A 19,299-nucleotide genomic window follows, 5' to 3' on the forward strand; every position below is an offset into this window, starting at 1 on the left:
ACCGTCAACGACCTACAAGGTTTGCCGGTCCGCGCTTTCCGAACCGGTGACTGCGGGCGTTATCGCACCGATGGCACCTTGCTCTTCGACAGCCGGGTCAATGGCTACGTGAAAGTACGTGGGGTCCGGGTTTCGCTGCCGGATATCGAGATGACATTGAGCACGCATCGCTCGCTCCGACAGGTGCTGGTGGTTGATTTCGGTGACCCGCGCCAAGGCGAGGTAAGCCTTGGTGCGCTCTACGTCAGCGACCCCGCTGGCGCAGCACCGAGCGCAGCCGAGCTGCGCAACTACGCTCGCTTGCACCTTGCGCAATCGCATGTACCCACGCGCTTCATCAGCGTTGCCGAGCTGCCGCTTTCGCAAAATGGCAAGGTCGACCGACAGCGGGCACGGGCGCTGCTCTGCACTCAGCCCGCGGGCGACGCCCCTGCCCTGCCAACGGCGCACGACAAGGTGCTGGACATTTACCTGACGGTGCTGGGGCGGACCGATAACGCTGCCCCAGCGGACTTCATTAGCCTGGGTCTGCGCCCACAGCATTTGAAGGCCATATCGGCGCGGATGCAGGAGCAGTTCGCCGTGACGCTATCGCCTGGACAGCTGTTGCGTTGCCGCAACTCCGAAGAGGTGGCGCAACTGCTTACGGCAGCAGGCGCTTGAGCCGATTGTTTTTTGCCATGAACCGAGCGGGCGCCGACGTGACGCCCGCTTTCTGACAGCAGGATGTAAGGAGAAGTACTGGATGAAGGATGCACCCATTGTAGATATCGCCGGTGTCGGCGTTGGCCCGTTCAACCTGGGCCTCGCCGCACTGCTCGCCACCCATTCCGAGGTGAGCGGCATCTTTCTTGAACGCAAGACCGAGTTTCGCTGGCACGAAGGGCTGCTATTGCCAGGCACTACCTTGCAGGTGCCGTTCCTGGCCGACCTGGTGACCATGGCCGACCCCACTCACCCACTGAGCTACCTGAATTACCTGCACCAGCACGATCGCCTTTACCAGTTTTATTACTACGACAACTTCCAGGTGCCGCGCCGGGAATACGACCACTATTGCCGATGGGCGTCTCAGCAATTGGCTGCCTGCCACTTCGGCGAGGAAGTCTGCGATGTGCACTATGACGCCGATGCCGGCCGTTTCCTGATCGAAAGCCAGTCTGTGTCCGGCTTCAAACGGCATTACTACAGCCGGCATCTGTCGGTGGGCATCGGTACCTCGCCGGTCCTGCCACATTGGGCACAAGTGAAGAGCTCGGCCCCAATCATGCATTCGGCGGAGTTTGGCAAGCGCCAGGCGCAGCTGGCGCAGTGCCAACAAGTGACGGTCATCGGTTCCGGGCAAAGCGCTGCCGAATGTGTGCTGGCGCTGTTCAACGAGTTGACCCCGGAACGGGTCGCGGCTGGCGCTTCCATCCGCTGGATCACCCGTGCTCCCGGGTTCCATCCGATGGAGTATTCCAAGCTCGGCCAGGAGTGCTTTACCCCGTCCTACATGGAGTACTTCCACAGTATCCCCCGCGAGCGCCGCCGCGATATCGTCGCTGGGCAAGGGTTGCTGTACAAGGGCATCAGCTTCTCGACCATCGGCGACCTCTACGACCTGATCTACGAGCGCTCGATCGGCGGCGCAAACCCCGGGCTGACGCTCCTGTCCAATTGCGAGGTCGAGCGTGTCGAGGCTAACGCCGGCAAGCTGAAAGTGATGTATCGCCATCGCGAACTGGGCCAGGCCAGCAGCTTCGAGGCGGATGCGCTTGTTGCAGCGACCGGGTATGCACATGCCTGGCCACAATGGTTCGAGCGCCTCAAGGGCAGCGTGCTGGCGACCGACGAGCACGGCGACTGCATCGTCGAGGAAGACTTCACCGCACGGCGCTGCGACAACGGTCAAGGGCGCATCTTCGTGCAGAACGCGGAGATCTTCCAGCATGGGGTCGGCTCGCCCGACCTGGGCATCGCCGCCATTCGCAATGCGACGATAATCAACCAACTGCTGGGCCGATCGCACTACCGCCTGCCCAAGCGCTCGGCATTCCAGCGTTACGGAATGCACGAGGAATAAGCTCTTCTCCCACGCAAAAAAAATCCGGGGCGCCTGGCGCCCCGGAAACTATCGTGCAGCGGCTACCCGATCACGCTTCAGGCCCGCACATGCTCAACCTTCACCGCAGCACCTTCCGGGCTCACGAACAGTGCGAACACCTGCTCGATGGCAGCGCTGACGCGTGCCATCTGCTCGGCGCTGTAACGGTCCGAGCGGTAAGTCACCACCAGCCGCAACGAGCGCTGGCCATCGAGCATGTTTTCCATGATTTCGAACTGGATACCGAACATTGACTGGTTCTTGTCCGGGTCAATGTGCCGATAACGGATCGACCTCGCGTCAGGTGTCGGCAACGCACCGTTGAGCGCGTTGTTGGCGTGGATCTGGACGTAGACATCGAACAACAGGCCGTCCGCGGGCGTCATGCCCAAGGCTTGCTGGATGTGCTCCATGGGCACATCGGCATAGGCCATCGACTCATTGATCAGGCGGCTGGTGTTTTCGATCAGTGCGCCAACGGTCTGCCGGGAATCGAACTGCACACGGTGCGCCACCATCGTGGTGAAGTAGCCGACCGTTTCATAATACGCAGGGTCGGTACGCCCGGAAGCAGACGTGCCGATGACCAGGTCCTGCAATCCCCCGACTTTGTGCAAGGCCAACGCAATCGCGCTGTACACCACACCGAACAGCGACGAATTGTTTTGTCGGGCGAAACTGTACAGGTGGTCGATCAGGGCTTGGTCCGGCTTGATCTCGAACCACTCGGCCCTGGTTGAAATCTCGCCCACCGCTGCGCGGGAGGCGCCATCGACAGCCGGCAGGGCCAGCCCGAGCGTGGCAGGGCGAAGCATGTCGGTCCAGTAGGCCAGATGCTGCTGATTCATCCCCTTGGCCTGCTCATGCACCGAATATTCGTGGAACGAAGGTGCTGGAGCTTCCCATACAGGCGCCTTGCCGACAGCACGGGCCAGGTAGGCCTTGCCCAGCTCTTCCATCATCACGTTGAGCGACCATTCATCGATCGCCATGTGGTGCACCAGCAGCGACAAGGTCTGCCGCTGACTCTGCGGATCGCGCAAGAACCGCACGCGCATAGGCAGTTCACGGGACAGGTCGAATTGGTAGCTTGCTTCGCTGGCCAGTGAGGCCCCTTCACTCTCACCGCTGGACCAGAACCACTTGAAGCGGCCCAACTGACCAGGCGCAATCCTTTGCTGATAAGCCTCGCCCGCCTCGAAATGGAAGGTGGTACGCAGGCTGGCATGACGCTCGATCAAGTCGGTAAAAGCCTGCTCGAACAAACGCTCATCGACCTCGTCGAGGAAATCCAGGGCAAACGGCAAGTTGAAAATGGTACCGAATTCAAAGGCGGCATAAGCGCGGCCGAGCGAAGCCTGGGCCAGGGCGAACGGCGCTTTCTGCACCTCGTGAGCCTGCTCGGACAAGGCACATGCACCCGCCGTCCCAATGACCTGAGCCCGCGAAGCCAGGGCCGCAGCCGAGGGTGTGCTGAAAAAGTCGTTGAACTGGACTTCAATGCCGTGACTGCTCAACAGCTTGCCAATGATGCGGGTGGCCAACAGCGAGTGGCCGCCAAAATCGAAGAAGTCGTCATCCTGCGCCATGGTCGGCTCGCCCAGGGCACTGCGAAACTCTTCGAGGATGACCGTGACCACCTTACCGGCATCAGCGGGCGGGGCCACAGCGACCGTGTCCGCTGCGTCGGCGCCGGCTGTGCCGTGACGCTGCAACCAAGGCAAATGCGGAGCCCCCACGGAGCGCCCGGCGTAAGCATCCAGGGTCATTCGGTACAGGTCATCTTCGCGGCAGGTCTGGTCGAGTACTTGATGCAGTACAAAGGCCAGGATTACATCGGTTTTTATCTGCACGATCAGTGCAGCCAAAGGCGGCTGGTTTTCAGCGTCCCACGGCTGGGACTGGTGCGCCAACAACAGTTCTTGTGCCTGACTATCGTCATCGGCCTGCAACATCGCAACGCAAGCCCGCCAATCATCTTCACGCACTTTGAGCAGCTCGCCCTCGTCGTTGAATCGATAGCGGACGTTGAGCTCCGGTATGTGGGTAATGACTGCCTTGAGCGCCGCCTCGAGCCTGGCCGGATCCACCTCATCGGTGAATCGCCATGCGCTAAAGTGCTTGAGGGCTTGTTCAGGGTATTGCTGCTGCAAGAGCCACGCATGCTCTTCAAAATCGCTGACAGATAGCTGAGTCGCTGTATCTGGATTGCGTTCCATCATGGAATTTCCCGCCTTAACGAACAAAACAGTAGGTGGTAGACACGGCCGCGAGTGCCGACAGACCCATCCTCGGTCTGGTGGTAACGCCCAGGTGTTCTGAGCGTCGGAGTGAGGTGCGAGCAGGTGCATTGCACGGGGTGCAGAAACGCCTGTATGCTGCCAATACTAATCATAACTATTCGCATTAGTCAAAATTGCACTGATGCCGATATCGGAGAAGTCGTGGACAACGGAACGTTCGCGCTCAAGCAGCAACTTGGGCGACTGTATCTTGAGCATCACCATTGGCTGCATAACCTGCTGCGGCGCATGCTGGGCAACTCCTTCGACGCCGCCGACCTCGCTCAAGACGTCTACCTCAGGCTTTTGAAGCGCGGCAGTGTTCCCGCTGCAGAAGTGTCCCGCTGCTACCTGACTCAGATTGCCAAGGGTCTGGTGATCGACCTCTATCGCCGGCGCCAGCTTGAAGCTGGGCATCTCGAAGGCCTCAAGCAGCTGTGCGAACCGCTGGCCCCCTCCGAAGAAGCGCGTTCCTTGATGCTCGAAGCACTGGCGCAGATCGATGCCGCCCTGCACGCCCAGCCCGCCAAGGCCCGCCAGGCACTGCTGCTGTACAAATTGAACGGCATGGGCCATCGCGCTATCGCGACTGAACTGAAGGTATCGGTGTCGTCCGTCGAGAAGTACATCTCTTCAGGCGTGCGCGCCTGCACCCCATTCGCTTCCGTGCACGGTGCGTGACACCACACGGGATTGAGGATTTTGCCGGGACGTTCGGAATACACAGTACGCACAGCGTAGAACGCCCGGACGCTAAGGACATCAGGCACACCCCCAGGTTGCCTGTCGTGGTAATTCAGGAGATTCAATGAGCGTTGAAGATGTAAGCACGTCCCCCCCCACATCAGCCGGCACCGTGGCTGAGGTATTGCAACCGATTCGCGGTCGCCTGCTGATCGCCGGCACCCTCGCCGCCTTCGGCACGATGCTGAGCTTGGTGCCCCTGGCGGGAATCGCCCATGTCGCACAACTGCTGCTGACACCGGAGGCCAGCGGCACCGACGCGCAGATCCAGGCACAGATCTGGCAGGTGGCGGGCATCAGCCTGGCCTGCCTGTTCGTCGGCATGAGCCTGGTCTCGCTGGGCGAAATGCTTGCCCACCTGGCAGACAACAGCATCACCCGCCATTTGCGCCTGGCGATCACCCGGCGCCTGGCCAAGGTACCGCTGGGCTGGTTTACCAGCAGAGCCTCGGGCGAGGTCAAGCAGGCCATGCAAGATGACATCAACACCTTGCACAGCCTGACTGCGCACTTCTACACCACCCTTGGCCGAACCCTGGGCGCGGTCGTTGTCTCGGTGCTGTACATGCTTGTCATGGACTGGCGCATGGCGCTGGTTTCGCTGCTGCCCTTCCCCTTGTTCTTGCTGTTCTTCTTCAGGGCCACCAAGGCCAGCGGCGAAAACATGCAAGCGTTTGGTGCGGGGATGACGCGCATCAACAATGCCGTGGTCGAATTCATCAATGGCATTCCTGTGGTCAAGGCCTTTGGCATCGAGGGCAAGGCGCACGGCAGCTACCGCGAGGCGGTGGACACATTTGCCGCGGCGTTCACCGATTTCACCCGGCCACTGGTCAGTGCCATCGCCAATGCCCATGCCATGCTCACGCCGGTGGCGGTGCTGGGGGTGGTCCTGGCGTTCGGCACCCTGTTCACCAGCCTGGGCTGGATCCACCCCACCGACATACTGCCCTTTGCCCTGGTGGCGCCGGGCATGTGCGCCCCGCTGCTGCTGCTCAGCTACGTCATGCATGACTTGCACAACGCCACCGGCGCCGCGCAGCGCGTGCACGCTCTATTGCACACGCCAGTCCTTGAGACCCTGATGGGCGGCCCGATGGAGCTGGACGCAAAGGCCGAGATTCGCGTCGAGCACCTGAGCTACAGCTACGACGGCGACACCCCGGTACTCGATGACATTAACTTCAGCCTCAAGCCTGGGACGGTCACCGCCATTGTCGGCGCCTCGGGGGCAGGCAAATCGACGCTGGCGCGGTTGCTGCTGCGCTTCTTCGACCCGAGCGCCGGCCGCATCAGTATTGGCGGAGCAGACCTGCGCCAGATCGACAGCAGCCGCCTGTATCGCCACATCGGCTTTGTACTCCAGGACGTCCGGCTGATCCACGCCAGCCTGCGCGACAATATCGCCCTGGGCCGCCCGTCTGCCAGCCAGCAGGAAATCGAGCACGCCGCGCGCACCGCCAATATCCATGAGCGCATCCTGGCCTTGCCGCGAGGCTACGCCTCGGTCATCGGCGAAGATGCGCAGCTTTCCGGTGGCGAGCTGCAGCGCGTGAGCATTGCCCGTGCGGTGCTGCTCGACCCACCCGTGCTAGTGCTCGACGAAGCCACCGCGTCTGCCGATGCCGAAAACGAGGTACAGATCCAGCACGCACTGTCGCGCTTCGCCCGGGGCAGGACCGTGCTGGTCATCGCCCACCGTCTGGATACGGTGATGCACGCCGATCAGATCATCGTGCTGGACAACGCACGCATCCGCGAACAAGGCAACCACCAGCAATTGCTCGCGCGCAATGGCCACTATGCCCGCCTGTGGGCGCTGGGTGGCTACCAACAGCCCACGGAAGAGGCGCAGTCGCCATGCTGAAAACCTTTACTCAACTGCTAGGTGACGACACATCGATCCTGTTGCGTTACCTCTGCCTGACCGTGCTGTACGGCCTGGTCTGCGGGCTGAGCATCGTCAGCGTGCTGCCGGTGCTCGGCAGCTTGCTGAACAACGAACTTCACACCAGCAAACAGTGGTTGCTGGTGTTGCTGGTCGGTGTAGTGCTGTGCTGGGCGCTTCGACGCACGGTGGAGAAAGCCGGCATTCGGGTTGGCGTCGCTGTGCTCCAGCGTGGCCGCCACCGGCTTGGCGACCACATCGCGCAACTGCCCGTCGGCTGGTTCAACGCACACAATACCGCGCGCCTGAGCCATGTGACCTCGCAAGGCATGATGGCCCTGGCGCAGTTGCCGGCTCACGTCTTTACTCCATTGATCAGCGGCGTCATCACCCCGCTTGTGGTCATCGCGGCACTGTTCACGCTGAACCTGCAGATGGGCTTGATCGCCCTGCTGGCCCTGCCGTTCCTGTTCGGCGTATTCGTCCTGACAGCACGCCTGGGCCAGAACGCCGATGATCGCTACCACACGCACACTGCGCAAGCCAGCCAGCGCATGGTCGAGTTCGCCCAGGCGCAATCGGTGCTACGCGCGTTCAACGGTGAAGACGGCGGCATCCACTTTCTCGAACAGGCCATTGCCCGCCAGCAACAGTCGACCCGGCACCTGATTCATGTCTCCGCCATGTCGGTGGTGGTCAACAGCTGGGCTGTCCAGGTGGTTTTCGCCGTACTGCTGGTCGCCGCCGCGCTGTGGCTCGGCGACCTGTCGGGCAGCGCCCTGCCCCCGGCTTCGCTGGTATCGGTGGTGTTGGCGCTGCTGCTGATCAGCCGCTTTATCGACCCGCTGTTGGAGGTGGCCAGCTACAGCGAGGTATTACGCAGCGCACGAAGCCAGTTGGCGGTAGTGCGCGAGTTGCTCGCAGTCGAGCCATTGCCGCAGGCGCCAGGCAAACGGGCGCCGGGCGATGGCAGTGTGGACTTGCAGGCAGTGAGCTTTCGCTATGCCGAACAGCAACCGGATGTACTGCAAAACATCAATCTGCGGATCTTGCCCGGCAGCATGGTTGCCCTCGTGGGAGCTTCCGGCTCGGGCAAGACCACCCTCGTAAGGCTGATTGCCCGGTTCTTCGACGTCACCCAAGGCGCTGTACTGATTGGCGGCGTGGACGTGCGGCAACTGTCCAATGCGCAGTTGTCGGCGCAGATCAGCCAGATCTTCCAGGATGCATACCTGTTCCAGGGCACCATTGCCGACAACATCCGTATCGGCAAAGCCGACGCCACAGAGGCCGAAGTCATGGAGGCGGCACGGGCCGCCGGTGTCATGGAAATCATCGAGCGCCTGCCAAAAGGGCTGGATACGTCCGTTGGCGAGGGTGGCGCACGCCTGTCGGGAGGCGAACGCCAGCGCATCTCCATCGCCCGGGCGCTGATCAAGGATGCACCGATCCTCCTGGTCGACGAAGCCACTGCCGCACTCGACGCCGAAAACCAGGCAGCGATCACCGACACCCTGGCGCGCTTGCACGGTAAGCGCACGGTGATTGTGATCGCCCATCAGCTGTCGACGGTGGCGATGGCCGACCAGGTCGTGGTACTGGACAACGGCAGCATCTGCCAGCAAGGCTCACCCGCTCAGCTGAGCGAAACGCCCGGCCTGTACGCCCACTTCCTCGCTCAACGCCGCGCCGCGAAGGGCTGGCGGATTGCAGCCGAGCCCGTGAGTGAGGCCAGTATTTGAACCGTGCAGCTTTGTTGGGCCTGTTCGCCGTGCTCTGTTGCCTGTCGCTGGTGATAGGGGTCAAGCAAGTATCCTGGCTTTCCTTGTTCAGTTTCTCCGGCGACGCTTGGCTGACCCTCACCGCCAGCCGCTTGCCACGCTTGGCCGCGCTGGTGCTCACGGGTGTCGGCTTGGCGGTGTGCGGGGTGATCCTGCAGCAGATCGTGCGCAATCGCTTTGTCGAGCCGGCCACTTCCGGAGGGCTGGATGCCGCGAAACTGGGCATCCTGATCGCCCTCACCACGCTGCCGTCAGTGGGCACCACTGGCAAGATGCTGTTCGCGCTGGCCTTCTGTTTCGTCGCCAGCCTGCTGTATGTGACGATCATCCGCCGCATCCGCTTCAAGAACACCGTGCTGGTGCCGGTGGTGGGGCTGATGTATGGCAGCGTGCTCAGCGCGGTTGCCGAGTTCTACGCCTACCGCCACAACTTTCTGCAAAGCATGCAAGGCTGGCTATTGGGAGACTTCTCCAAGATCGTTCAGGGCAACTACGAGATCATCTACCTGATCCTGCCGATCGTCCTGCTTACCTACCTCTTTGCCCAGCGTTTCACCGTGCTCGGCATGGGTGAAGGCATGGCCAGCAGTCTGGGCTTGAACTACACGGCCAACGCCACCTTGGGTCTGATGCTGGTGGCTGTCACCGTGTCGGCCACGGTGATTACCGTGGGGGCCATTCCGTTTGTTGGCCTGGTCATCCCTAACCTGGTGGCATTGCACTACGGCGAGAACCTGGCGCGCACCCTGCCCATCGTGGCCTTGTGCGGCGCTTCGCTACTGCTCGCCTGCGACATCCTCGGGCGCCTGCTGATCTACCCCTTCGAGGTCCCCATCGGCCTGACCGCAGGCAGTGTGGGCGGCGTTCTTTTCCTCATCCTTTTGATCAGGCAATACCGATGAGCACTTTCATCCGTTACGGCGTCTGGCTGCTGGTCCTGCTCCTGGCGTCAGGATTCCTGCTGTTGGGCTCGGGCCTGGACTTCGAGTACATCATCCCCAAGCGCCTCACCCGGCTCGCAGCGATGGTCATCGCCGGCCTGTGCATCGCCTATTCCTCGGTAATTTTCCAGACCATCGCCGGTAACCGCATCCTGACGCCGGCCATCATGGGGTATGAGGCCATCTATCTGCTGTTCCAGGCGTTGTTGATCCTCCTGCTGGGCTCGCAAAGCCTGGTGCTGCTGGGGCGCGATGCCAATGTCGCGATGTCGATAGCGTTGATGCTCGGCTATTCCTGGCTGATTCACCATTGGCTGCTGCGCGACGGACGCAACAATGTCTACCTGTTGCTCTTGCTCGGGTTGGTGCTGAGCATGGTGATGTCCACCTTCACGCAATTCATACAACTGAAAATCAGCCCTGGCGAATTCTCGATCCTGCAGGGCTTCAACTACACCTCGTTCAACAAGGCACAACCCGCCCAGGTGTTGTATTCAGGCCTGCTGGCGATTGCCGTGTGCCTGGCCATCCAGCGCTTGCTGCCGACCCTCGATGTGCTGGCGCTGGGGCGTGACCAGGCGCTTTCGCTCGGGATCGACTACCTGACCAGCGTGCGCCTGCTTCTGGCGCTGATTGCCATCCTGGTAGCCCTGTCCACCAGCCTGGTCGGGCCGACCGCGTTCATGGGCGTTTTTGTCGCCAACATCAGCTATGGCCTCGCCCGCACCAACCGCCACCGGGTGACGCTGCCGATCGCCAGCGCGATTGCGATCGGCCTCTTCATCATTGCCCAGCACCTGGTCGAGCAACTGTTCAACTACAACACCTCCGTCAGCATCCTCATCAACCTGGTCTGCGGCGTGTATTTCCTCACGCTGATGGCTCGCACACGGGGCACCGCATGATCTCCCTCAGCCACGTTTACAAGGCTTACGGCAACAAACCGGTGCTGACCGATGTCAGCGTCCGCTTTCCGTCCGGGCAGATAACCTCGCTGATCGGCCCCAACGGCGCCGGCAAGACGACCCTGCTGATGCTGATAGCCCGCCTGCAGGCTGCATCAGGTGGCGAACTGAGTATCGACGGGCGCGACATTGGCACGATCCCGGTGCGCGACTACGCCAAACGCGTGGCCACGCTGCGCCAGGCCCCCGAGTTCAATCTGCGCCTCACCGTAGATGAACTGGTGGCATTCGGTCGCTTCCCTTACAGCCGGGGCAACATGACCAGCGCGGACCACAAGGCCGTTGATGACGCCATCTGCTTTCTGTCGCTGCAGAAGCTGCGCCACGCCTATATCGATGAACTCAGTGGCGGGCAGCGGCAAATGGCGTTTCTGGCCATGACGATCGCCCAGCAGACCGACTACCTGCTCCTGGACGAACCACTGAACAATCTCGACATGAAACATGCCGTGATGATCATGCGTGCCTTGCGTCGCCTGTGCGATGAACAAGGCCGCACCGTGATCCTGGTGGTCCACGACATCAACTTCGCCGCCAACTACTCGGATCACATCGTCGCGATGAAACGCGGCACCGTGCACCGCAGTGGCCCCGTTGCAGAGGTGGTCAACGAAGACTGCCTGCGCGAACTGTTCGACCTCGACTTCGAGATCCTGCGCGGCGGGCCGGGGTTCGTCTGCAACTACTTCAACCCATCGACCTCAAGGGAACTGATATGAATGCTGGTTACCGCAACAAGCTCACTCGCGCGCTGCTGGCCATGGCCGTGACCGCTGCCCTGCAAGGCTGCGACAAACCCCAGCCCGAAGCCAACGTGACGCCACCTGAAGCAGCGTCCGCAACCGCCTACCAACCGATTACGCTGAAGCACCCGTTAGGCATCACCGAAATCAACAGACTGCCGCAGCGTGTGGTGGCGTTCGACATGAGCGAACTCGATAGCCTCGACCAGCTCGGCGCGCCGGTGGTGGGAATGGCCAAGGATTATGTGGCCGATTTCCTCACAAAATACCGCGACGACCCCGCTGTCGCCGATGTCGGCACGACTATCCAGCCCAACCTCGAACGGCTGCACGCACTGAAACCCGACCTGATCCTCATTTCGCCCTTGCAGGCGCAGAGCTATGCGGAACTGAGCCAGATCGCGCCAACCGTTTACGACGATGTGGACCTGAGCAACAAGAACGGCAACTACATCGAGACCGCCAAGAATCACCTGACGCAGCTTGGGCGCATCTTCGGCAAGGAAGAGCTGGCCAGCCAGAAAGTCGCCGAAATGCAAAGCAAGGTCGAGCAGACGCGCAAGGTCACTGAAGGTCGTCCGGAGAAGGCCTTGATCGTGCTGCACAACAACGGCGCGTTCACCTCCTATGGCGTCCAGTCGCGCTATGGTTTCATTTTCGACACCCTCGGCGTGAAGTCAGCCAGCAGCGACACCGCCGCCGGGTTGCACGGCCAGCCGATCTCCAACGAGTTCATCCAGCAGGCCGACCCGGACATTCTCTACGTCATCGACCGCACCGCCGTCATGGAACGACGCCCGGCGCTCACACTCGACAGCCTGGACAACCCGTTGTTGCGCAAGACCAAAGCCTGGAACAACGGCCGGGTGATCTTCGTCGATGCGCAAACCTGGTACCTATGCACTGCGAGTGTCACCTGCCTGAACCGCATGGCTGATGAGGTGATGCAAGCCTACAAGGGCTGAGCTCGCCTCGCTCCACAGCTACCCCCCGGGCCAGTGCCATCAAAGCACTGGCCTTTTTTGTAAATGCTAATGATTTTTATTGAGGGTTTTTCTTTCTGAGCCGGAGACCTTTATGAACACTCTTCACTTTTCTGTGCATTGAAAGGAATCCAGCATGTCGCAACGCTGTAAAACACAGCACGTCAGCCCCCCGCCAACACACGCTGCGTCGCCATTTGAATTCAACCGCACCTTCATCGCTGTACACATGGCCCTGCTGCTCAGCTTGGGCAGTGCAAGCATGACGGTGGCCGCTGCTCAATCCAACGAACAGGCCGACGCGACTGAACCGGCTGAAAAGGTGCAGCAACAGGGTTCAGGCGGCGGAACACTGGAGCTGTCCGAAACCATGATCGAAGGCAAGCTGGATGCCCCCGGCGCATTGCCTCCCGTCTATGCCGGCGGCCAGGTTGCCTCGGGCGGCCGCGTCGGCTTGCTGGGCAACAAGGACTTCATGGAGACCCCGTTCAGCACCATCAGCTACACCGAAAAGTACATCGAGGACGTCCAGGCCCAGAACATCACCGATGTGATCGCCGCCACCGACCCTGCGGTGTTCAGCAACGGATTGACCGGGACCCACAGCGAGAACTACTCCATTCGCGGTTTCACCTCCAATATCAGCGACGTGAGCTTCGGCGGGCTGTATGGCATGGCGCCCTACTATCGAATCTCCCCCGAAATGTACGAGCGCATCGAAGTGCTCAAGGGCCCCTCCGCCCTGCTCAATGGCATGCCGCCGGGAGGTTCGGTCGCCGGCACCATCAACCTGGTACCCAAACGCGCAGGCGCCGAGCCGCTGACACGGTTGACCACGACCTACATGTCGGATGCACAGATTGGCGGGCATTTGGATGTCGGCCGCCGCTTCGGTGAGGCGCAGCAGTTCGGCGTGCGCTTCAATAGCGTCTACCGCGACGGCGATACCGCGACCGAGCACCAGCAAATGAAAGTCCAGCTCAACTCCCTGGGCCTGGATTGGAATGGTGAGCGGACGCGCCTGTCGGTCGACCTCTATCAGAGTGAAGATCGCGTCAACGGCCAGAACCGGGGTGTAGGCCTTGCCGCGGGTGTACCGGTCCCCAAGCCGCCTAAATCCGACACCCTGCTCAACCCTGACTGGGGCTACGTCGAGACCAAGGACAAAGGCGTGATCGTACGGGGCGAATACGATCTCAACGACAACATCACGGCCTATGCGGCGGCAGGCACCAGCAAGACCGACTACACCTACAACGGCACCATCTCTTCCCAGGTGATCAATACTGCCGGTGACTTCACCACCACCATGGGCCAGCTGAAGATCGACCTGAAGAAGACTTCTGGCGAGACCGGGCTTAGAGGGAAAATGGACACCTTCGGCATCGGTCACCAGTGGTCGATCAACGCCACGCACTATTCCGACGAGGAAAAAGACTATGGCCGTCGCTCGGTGCCAGGTGCGAACTGGATTACCAACATCTATAACCCGGTTTGGGGGCCGGAGGCGCCGGAGAGCTGGCCTGCCCTGCTGCACACCGAGTCGAGCCTGACCAGCTACGGTTTTGCAGATACCTTATCGTTCCTCGATGAGCGGCTGCAGATCACCCTCGGTGTTCGTCGCCAGCAAGTATTGACCGACACGTTCAGCGTCACTACCGGCGCGCACACCTCGCGTTATGACGAGGGCGCCACGACACCCGCCGCGGCGGTGCTGCTCAAGGTGACCGATGAAGTGTCGCTTTATGCCAACTACATCGAAGGCCTGAGTAAAGGTGCCACTGCGCCGCTGACCGCAGCGAACGCCGGCGAAGTGTTCGCGCCTTACAAGTCCAAGCAGAAAGAGGTCGGGGTAAAACTTGACCTGGGTGATTTCGCCCACACCCTCAGCCTGTACCAGATCGAGCGTCCCAACAGCTATACCGACCCCGCCACCAACGTCTTTTCCTTTGGCGGCGAGCAACGTAACCGTGGGGTCGAGTGGAGCTTCTTCGGCACGCCGGTAACCGATGTACGCCTCATGGGCGGTGTTGCCCGTGTCGACCCCAAGGTCACCAAGACTGCCGGCGGCGTCAACGAAGGCAAGCTCGCCACCGGTCAGCCGAAGCTGCAAGGCAAGCTGGGAGTCGAGTGGGACACCCCGATCCTGGATGGTTTGACCCTTACTGCCAACGCGACCTCCGTGTCGAAGCAGTACATCAATGCCGACAACTCCAAATCCATTCCGGGCTACACCATCTATGACGTCGGCGCCCGTTACGCGATGCGGGTCGCCAGCCATCCCGTGACATTGCGCGGCACAGTGAACAACGTGACGAACAAGGATTACTGGGGCATGCCGCTATTGACCACGCTGGGGCTTGGCGCCCCTCGCACCGTGCAGCTTTCTGCATCCGTGGACTTCTAGGTGACGGGGGAACAGCACGCCTTGCCGTGCTGTTCCGCGTCAGCCGGAGCACCTGGTGGCGACGGCTCAGGTCTGCGCGTTTAGCGACCCTTGAATTAACCCACACGACGCCCACAGGCCAGCCAATTAACCTACCTGATGATGCCAGCCGCTCGAAAGAAGTCGCCATTCAATCCCCAGCAATCTTGTCATTTGCCAAGGCTTAGGGCAGGGTCGATACCACTGAGATCTCTGTCAAAGGAGTCACCCCATGTCAAAGCTATATCCCAGTGTCGATCCCGAGGGGCTGGTCGAGTATTCAGTGGTCTACACCGACCGCTCGCTCAACCACATGTCACAGTCATTTCAAGACGTGATGAAGAACATTTCCAAAACCCTGAAACAGGTCTACAACGCCCAGGCTGTTGCGGTGGTGCCGGGCAGCGGCACATTCGGCATGGAAGCGGTGGCGCGACAGTTTGCCACCGACCAGCAATGCCTGGTGATACGCAACGGCTGGTTCAGTTATCGCTGGAGCCAGATCCTTGAGATGGGCAACATCCCGGCGGCCACCACGGTGCTGAAAGCCCGACCGGTCGACACGGGTCGTCAGGCTGCCTACGCCCCACCCCCTCTGGACGAAGTGCTGGCAGCCATTCAGGCGCAGAAGCCGCAGATTGTCTTCGCCCCCCACGTTGAAACCTCGTCAGGGATTCTCCTGCCCGACGAGTACCTGCGAGCCGTCGGCGACGCCGTGCATGCGGTGGGTGGTCTGTTCGTCCTGGACTGCATCGCCTCAGGCACGCTTTGGGTCGATATGCAGAAATGCGCAGTCGACCTGCTGATCAGCGCACCGCAGAAAGGCTGGAGCGCCTCCCCTTGCTGCGCCCTGGTGATGCTCAGTTCTCTGGCTCTCGAGCGCATCGAACAGACGCAAAGCAGCAGTTTCGCCTGCGACCTGAAAAAATGGTTACAGATCATGCAGGCCTACGAACAGGGCGGACATGCCTACCATGCGACCATGCCCAGCGATTCCCTCGCGCGATTTAATGACGTGATGAAAGAGACGCAAGCCTACGGTTTCGACAAGGTCCGCGGCGACCAACAGGCTCTGGGCGATCGGGTGCGCGCAATGTTGGCCGGCAAAGGCATCAAAAGCGTGGCCGCAGCCGGCTTTCAGGCTCCTGGCGTAGTGGTGAGCTACACCGATGATGCCGACATCAAGAACGGTAAGAAATTTGCCAACCACGGCCTACAGATCGCCGCCGGAGTGCCGTTGCAATGCGACGAGCCGGCCGACTTCCAGACCTTCCGCATCGGTCTGTTCGGACTCGAAAAGCTGCACAACATCGAGCGCACGGTCAGCACCCTTGAGCAGGCACTGGACGAGGTGATGGTTAACTAAGCCCTCATCTTGCCCGCATCGAACTTGTGAATTCCGGGAGGGCTGGTTGTAACATCACGTCCGGGCGATAAGCGTCATATTCGCCGCACAATCGCGGATCAAAGGTCACGGGATTGTCATGAAGTGAAAAGGCGTTGTCGCCAAATGTAATGTCCACCGCTCCCCCGTCTATAAGCTGCTCCTCAAGATCTGCGTGGCAAGCCCTGCATTTTCCCAATGCACGACTTGCTCGTAGCCCTATAACCGCAAAGTGCCCGTCTTTTGGGCCTTACCGGAGTGGCGCAATGAACAAGAAAAATAAAGATTTGTCCCAGCTAGCTGCAACGCACACGTTGAACCTGAATCCGGCGGTCAGTCCTCGCGCGCGCGACCTGCTCGGCACCGCCCGCATGGTCCTTCGACAGGTGTTGAAGCAGCCGGTGCATAGCGCGCGGCACATGGCTGCATTCGGTATCGAGCTGAAAAATGTCTTGCTCAACCGCTCGCCGCTCAAGCCGGCGGCGGGCGACAAGCGCTTCGACGAATTGGCCTGGCAGCGCAACCCGCTCTACCGTCGCTACCTGAAGACTTATCTGGCCTGGTGCCAGGAGATGAACGACTGGATCAGCACCAGCAACCTCAGCGAACAGGACGCTCAGCGTGGTCAGTTTGTCATCGGCCTGCTGACCGATGCCATGGCGCCGACCAACACCCTGGCCAACCCGGTAGCGCTCAAACGTTTCTTTGAAACCGGTGGAAAGAGCATCCTCGATGGTTTCTCGCAGCTGACCCGGGATCTGATCAAAAACGGCGGCATGCCCAGCCAGGTGGACAAGACGGCGTTCGAGGTGGGCCACAATCTGGGCATCACTGAAGGTGCAGTGGTGTTTCGCAATGACGTGCTGGAGTTGATCCAGTACAAGCCCCGTACCGCGCAGGTGCAAGTGCGTCCGTTGTTGGTGGTACCGCCGCAAATCAACAAGTTCTACCTGTTTGACCTGACGCCGGAGAAGAGCCTGATCCGTTTTCTCCTCGACAGCGGTATCCAGACCTTCGCGATCAGTTGGCGCAATCCGGGCAAGGCACAGCGTGAATGGGGTTTGTCCAGCTACGTGGAAGCCTTGAAGGAAGCAATCGACGCGGTGCTTGCGATAACCGGCAGCGCCGACCTGAACACCTTCGGTGCCTGTTCCGGGGGCTGCACCCTGTCCTCGCTGCTGGGTCACTACGCCGCCCTGGACGAGAACAAGATCAATGCCTTTACCCTGGGTGTCAGTATGCTGGACATACAACCCGACACCCAGCTCGGGCTGTTCGCCGACGAAAAGACCCTCAAGGCAGCCAAGCGTCGTTCCTGGAAAGCGGGCGTGCTGGAGGGCCGCGAGCTGGCCAAGGTCTTCGCCTGGATGCGCCCTAATGACCTCATCTGGAGTTACTGGATCAACAACTACCTGCTCGGCAACGAGCCGCCGGCCTTCGATGTCCTCTACTGGAACAACGACACCACCAACCTGCCCGCCACGCTGCACGGCGAATTCATCGATATGTACCAGAGCAATCCGTTCGCCCGCGCCGGTGCGCTGGAAGTTTGCGGCACATCGATAGACCTCGGCCAGGTCACCAGTGACTTCTACTGCATCGCCGGCCTGAGCGACCACATCACCCCGTGGGACGCCTGCTACCGCTCCATGCATCTGTTTGGCGGCCAGGGCGAGTTCGTGGTGTCCAACAGCGGGCATATCCAGAGCATCCTCAACCCGCCGGGCAACCCCAAGGCACGCTTCATGACCGGCAGTCATCTGCCGGACGAGGCTCAGGAATGGATGGACGCCGCCAGTCAACAGGCCGGCTCCTGGTGGCCCCACTGGCTGGAATGGCTGCAGACACGCTCGGGTGATCACAAAAAAGCTCCGCGTAGACTGGGCAACCGAGCCTATGCAGCTGCCGAGGCTGCGCCGGGAACCTACGTGCACATGCGCTGAGCCTGTTGGCACCCAATGGATGCCCGTTACAGACAGGCTGTTATGACTTGTTTTCATCCGATCGACACAGGCAGAAAACGGGCCAAAAGCAGCCTGTTGGACTATTTACACCCGTGCAGTTCGCCCAATGTGGTGTCCGCTTGCAACCGATAGTTGCAGTGAAGGCCATTAGGATAACTGTGGCCCCCAAGGCGCCGTATTCGCCTTCAAAAACTTCATCAGCGCTCCCGCCGCTGGCGACAGGCTTCGCCCTTTACGGGTGAGCATGCCAATCTGGCGTTCGACCTTTGGCTCAGTCAAGGGCAGAAACGCAAGCTTGTTGTTCTCCTGTGGAAACGCCAGATACGGCAAGGTGCTGATCCCGACGCCCTCCTCCAGCATGGCGATAAGGGAAATCATGTTGGAGATAAATAACCGACTGTGCTCCAACAAGCATTCGGCATCGGTGCCTTCCAAAAGTCGTGAGGTGCCGTTACGGATCATGGGCACGCCTTGCAGCTGGGACCAATGCAACGCGCCTTCCACGTGCACTAACGGGTGGTCGGCGCGGCACACCACACCCACCTGATCGTTGAGGATCGGTGAAAACTCGATCTGCTCGTCGGCCAGCCATACGCTGCTGATGGCGAAGTCCACCTGCCCTTGGGCCAACAGTTGCTGGACGCTGTCAGCGGTGCCGTCCTGGATGCTGATCTGCACGTTCGGGTGCTCGACCACGAAGCGCGCCAAGGGACCGGGCAACAAACGGCTGGCCACCGAAGGCACGGTGGCGATGCTGACCTGGCCGATCTCATGCTGAACCAACAGAGTGACCTCGCGGGCGATGCGGTCGTGCTGATCGATCAGGCCGCGGAACAGCGGCAGGCAATGTTCGCCGAAAGGTGTCAGTTCTACCCGACCGCCGCCCTTTTCGATCAGTGCCTGGCCCAGCTTCTGCTCCAACTCGCGCACAGCCAGGGACATTGCCGGCTGTGTGCGGTAGGCCTGACGGGCGGCAGCATGGAAACTCTTGAGCTCGGCCACCAAGAGAAAGTAGCGCAACTGGGCGATTTTCAGTTCGGGCAGCATGGTTAGTAATCCTTATCAAATCATATTTATTATTAATTTTTATTTGCCCCATATTGCTCGCAAGAT

At 60.7% G+C, this 19,299-nt stretch carries 14 protein-coding genes; 12 read left to right on the forward strand and 2 right to left on the reverse strand.

Annotation, left to right across the window (positions count from 1 at the left end):
* Nucleotides 1-150: 150 nt before the first annotated feature.
* The gene (locus BLW70_RS31190) at nt 151-663 is read left to right on the forward strand and encodes a phosphopantetheine-binding protein (protein ID WP_235865049.1); all 513 of its coding nucleotides are present in this window, start codon (nt 151-153) and stop codon (nt 661-663) included.
* Nucleotides 664-745: 82 nt separating this feature from the next.
* Nucleotides 746-2,065, forward strand: a complete 1,320-nt coding sequence (basC, locus tag BLW70_RS22360) for a putative histamine N-monooxygenase (protein WP_074877658.1) — start codon at nt 746-748, stop codon at nt 2,063-2,065.
* Between the two features lie 77 nt (nt 2,066-2,142).
* On the opposite strand, the gene BLW70_RS22365 is transcribed toward basC, so the two are convergent.
* The gene (locus BLW70_RS22365) at nt 2,143-4,305 is read right to left on the reverse strand and encodes a condensation domain-containing protein (RefSeq protein WP_235865017.1); all 2,163 of its coding nucleotides are present in this window, start codon (nt 4,303-4,305) and stop codon (nt 2,143-2,145) included.
* Nucleotides 4,306-4,530: 225 nt separating this feature from the next.
* Here BLW70_RS22365 and BLW70_RS22370 point away from each other — a divergent pair, with 225 nt between their 5' ends.
* The 10 genes from BLW70_RS22370 to phaC all read left to right on the forward strand — a co-directional run bounded on the left by BLW70_RS22370 (nt 4,531) and on the right by phaC (nt 18,165).
* Nucleotides 4,531-5,049 (forward strand): sigma-70 family RNA polymerase sigma factor, encoded by a 519-nt coding sequence (locus BLW70_RS22370; protein WP_074877662.1) that lies wholly within the window; start codon nt 4,531-4,533, stop codon nt 5,047-5,049.
* 127 nt (nt 5,050-5,176) lie between these two features.
* On the forward strand, nt 5,177-6,979 hold the full coding sequence (locus BLW70_RS22375; protein WP_074877664.1) for an ABC transporter ATP-binding protein: 1,803 nt from the start codon (nt 5,177-5,179) through the stop codon (nt 6,977-6,979).
* Nucleotides 6,973-8,742 (forward strand): ABC transporter ATP-binding protein, encoded by a 1,770-nt coding sequence (locus BLW70_RS22380; RefSeq protein ID WP_074877666.1) that lies wholly within the window; start codon nt 6,973-6,975, stop codon nt 8,740-8,742. Before BLW70_RS22375 ends, BLW70_RS22380 begins: the two co-directional genes overlap by 7 nt.
* A complete protein-coding gene (locus tag BLW70_RS22385) occupies nt 8,739-9,683 on the forward strand; it encodes an ABC transporter permease (protein WP_074877668.1) in 945 nt (314 codons plus the stop codon). Before BLW70_RS22380 ends, BLW70_RS22385 begins: the two co-directional genes overlap by 4 nt.
* On the forward strand, nt 9,680-10,627 hold the full coding sequence (locus BLW70_RS22390; protein ID WP_074877671.1) for an iron chelate uptake ABC transporter family permease subunit: 948 nt from the start codon (nt 9,680-9,682) through the stop codon (nt 10,625-10,627). The genes BLW70_RS22385 and BLW70_RS22390 overlap by 4 nt, the downstream gene beginning before the upstream one ends.
* The gene (locus BLW70_RS22395) at nt 10,624-11,406 is read left to right on the forward strand and encodes an iron ABC transporter ATP-binding protein (RefSeq protein ID WP_074877678.1); all 783 of its coding nucleotides are present in this window, start codon (nt 10,624-10,626) and stop codon (nt 11,404-11,406) included. The genes BLW70_RS22390 and BLW70_RS22395 overlap by 4 nt, the downstream gene beginning before the upstream one ends.
* A complete protein-coding gene (locus BLW70_RS22400; protein ID WP_074877680.1) occupies nt 11,403-12,395 on the forward strand; it encodes a siderophore ABC transporter substrate-binding protein in 993 nt (330 codons plus the stop codon). The genes BLW70_RS22395 and BLW70_RS22400 overlap by 4 nt, the downstream gene beginning before the upstream one ends.
* A 154-nt stretch (nt 12,396-12,549) precedes the next feature.
* Nucleotides 12,550-14,820: a TonB-dependent receptor gene (locus BLW70_RS22405; RefSeq protein ID WP_074877682.1), complete on the forward strand. Its 2,271-nt coding sequence runs from the start codon at nt 12,550-12,552 to the stop codon at nt 14,818-14,820.
* A gap of 250 nt (nt 14,821-15,070) precedes the next feature.
* The gene (locus BLW70_RS22410) at nt 15,071-16,204 is read left to right on the forward strand and encodes an aminotransferase class V-fold PLP-dependent enzyme (RefSeq protein ID WP_074877684.1); all 1,134 of its coding nucleotides are present in this window, start codon (nt 15,071-15,073) and stop codon (nt 16,202-16,204) included.
* Between the two features lie 284 nt (nt 16,205-16,488).
* Entirely contained in the window at nt 16,489-18,165 is a 1,677-nt protein-coding gene (phaC, locus tag BLW70_RS22415; RefSeq protein WP_074877686.1) for a class II poly(R)-hydroxyalkanoic acid synthase, read from the forward strand.
* A gap of 168 nt (nt 18,166-18,333) precedes the next feature.
* On the opposite strand, the gene BLW70_RS22420 is transcribed toward phaC, so the two are convergent.
* Entirely contained in the window at nt 18,334-19,233 is a 900-nt protein-coding gene (locus BLW70_RS22420) for a LysR family transcriptional regulator (RefSeq protein WP_074877688.1), read from the reverse strand.
* Nucleotides 19,234-19,299 lie beyond the last annotated feature (66 nt).

It is taken from the genome of Pseudomonas frederiksbergensis, from assembly GCF_900105495.1.
GTDB classification, from domain to species: Bacteria; Pseudomonadota; Gammaproteobacteria; order Pseudomonadales; family Pseudomonadaceae; genus Aquipseudomonas; species Aquipseudomonas frederiksbergensis.

What these genes read in the sequence shown, in the direction of transcription:
- BLW70_RS31190 (WP_235865049.1), top strand. Translation starts at nt 151, where the DNA reads ATGACATTGAGCACGCATCGCTCGCTCCGACAGGTGCTGGTGGTTGAT.
- basC (WP_074877658.1), top strand. Translation starts at nt 746, where the DNA reads ATGAAGGATGCACCCATTGTAGATATCGCCGGTGTCGGCGTTGGCCCG.
- BLW70_RS22365 (WP_235865017.1), bottom strand. Translation starts at nt 4,305, where the DNA reads ATGGAACGCAATCCAGATACAGCGACTCAGCTATCTGTCAGCGATTTT.
- BLW70_RS22375 (WP_074877664.1), top strand. Translation starts at nt 5,177, where the DNA reads ATGAGCGTTGAAGATGTAAGCACGTCCCCCCCCACATCAGCCGGCACC.
- BLW70_RS22380 (WP_074877666.1), top strand. Translation starts at nt 6,973, where the DNA reads ATGCTGAAAACCTTTACTCAACTGCTAGGTGACGACACATCGATCCTG.
- BLW70_RS22390 (WP_074877671.1), top strand. Translation starts at nt 9,680, where the DNA reads ATGAGCACTTTCATCCGTTACGGCGTCTGGCTGCTGGTCCTGCTCCTG.
- BLW70_RS22395 (WP_074877678.1), top strand. Translation starts at nt 10,624, where the DNA reads ATGATCTCCCTCAGCCACGTTTACAAGGCTTACGGCAACAAACCGGTG.
- BLW70_RS22400 (WP_074877680.1), top strand. Translation starts at nt 11,403, where the DNA reads ATGAATGCTGGTTACCGCAACAAGCTCACTCGCGCGCTGCTGGCCATG.
- BLW70_RS22405 (WP_074877682.1), top strand. Translation starts at nt 12,550, where the DNA reads ATGTCGCAACGCTGTAAAACACAGCACGTCAGCCCCCCGCCAACACAC.
- BLW70_RS22410 (WP_074877684.1), top strand. Translation starts at nt 15,071, where the DNA reads ATGTCAAAGCTATATCCCAGTGTCGATCCCGAGGGGCTGGTCGAGTAT.
- phaC (WP_074877686.1), top strand. Translation starts at nt 16,489, where the DNA reads ATGAACAAGAAAAATAAAGATTTGTCCCAGCTAGCTGCAACGCACACG.
- BLW70_RS22420 (WP_074877688.1), bottom strand. Translation starts at nt 19,233, where the DNA reads ATGCTGCCCGAACTGAAAATCGCCCAGTTGCGCTACTTTCTCTTGGTG.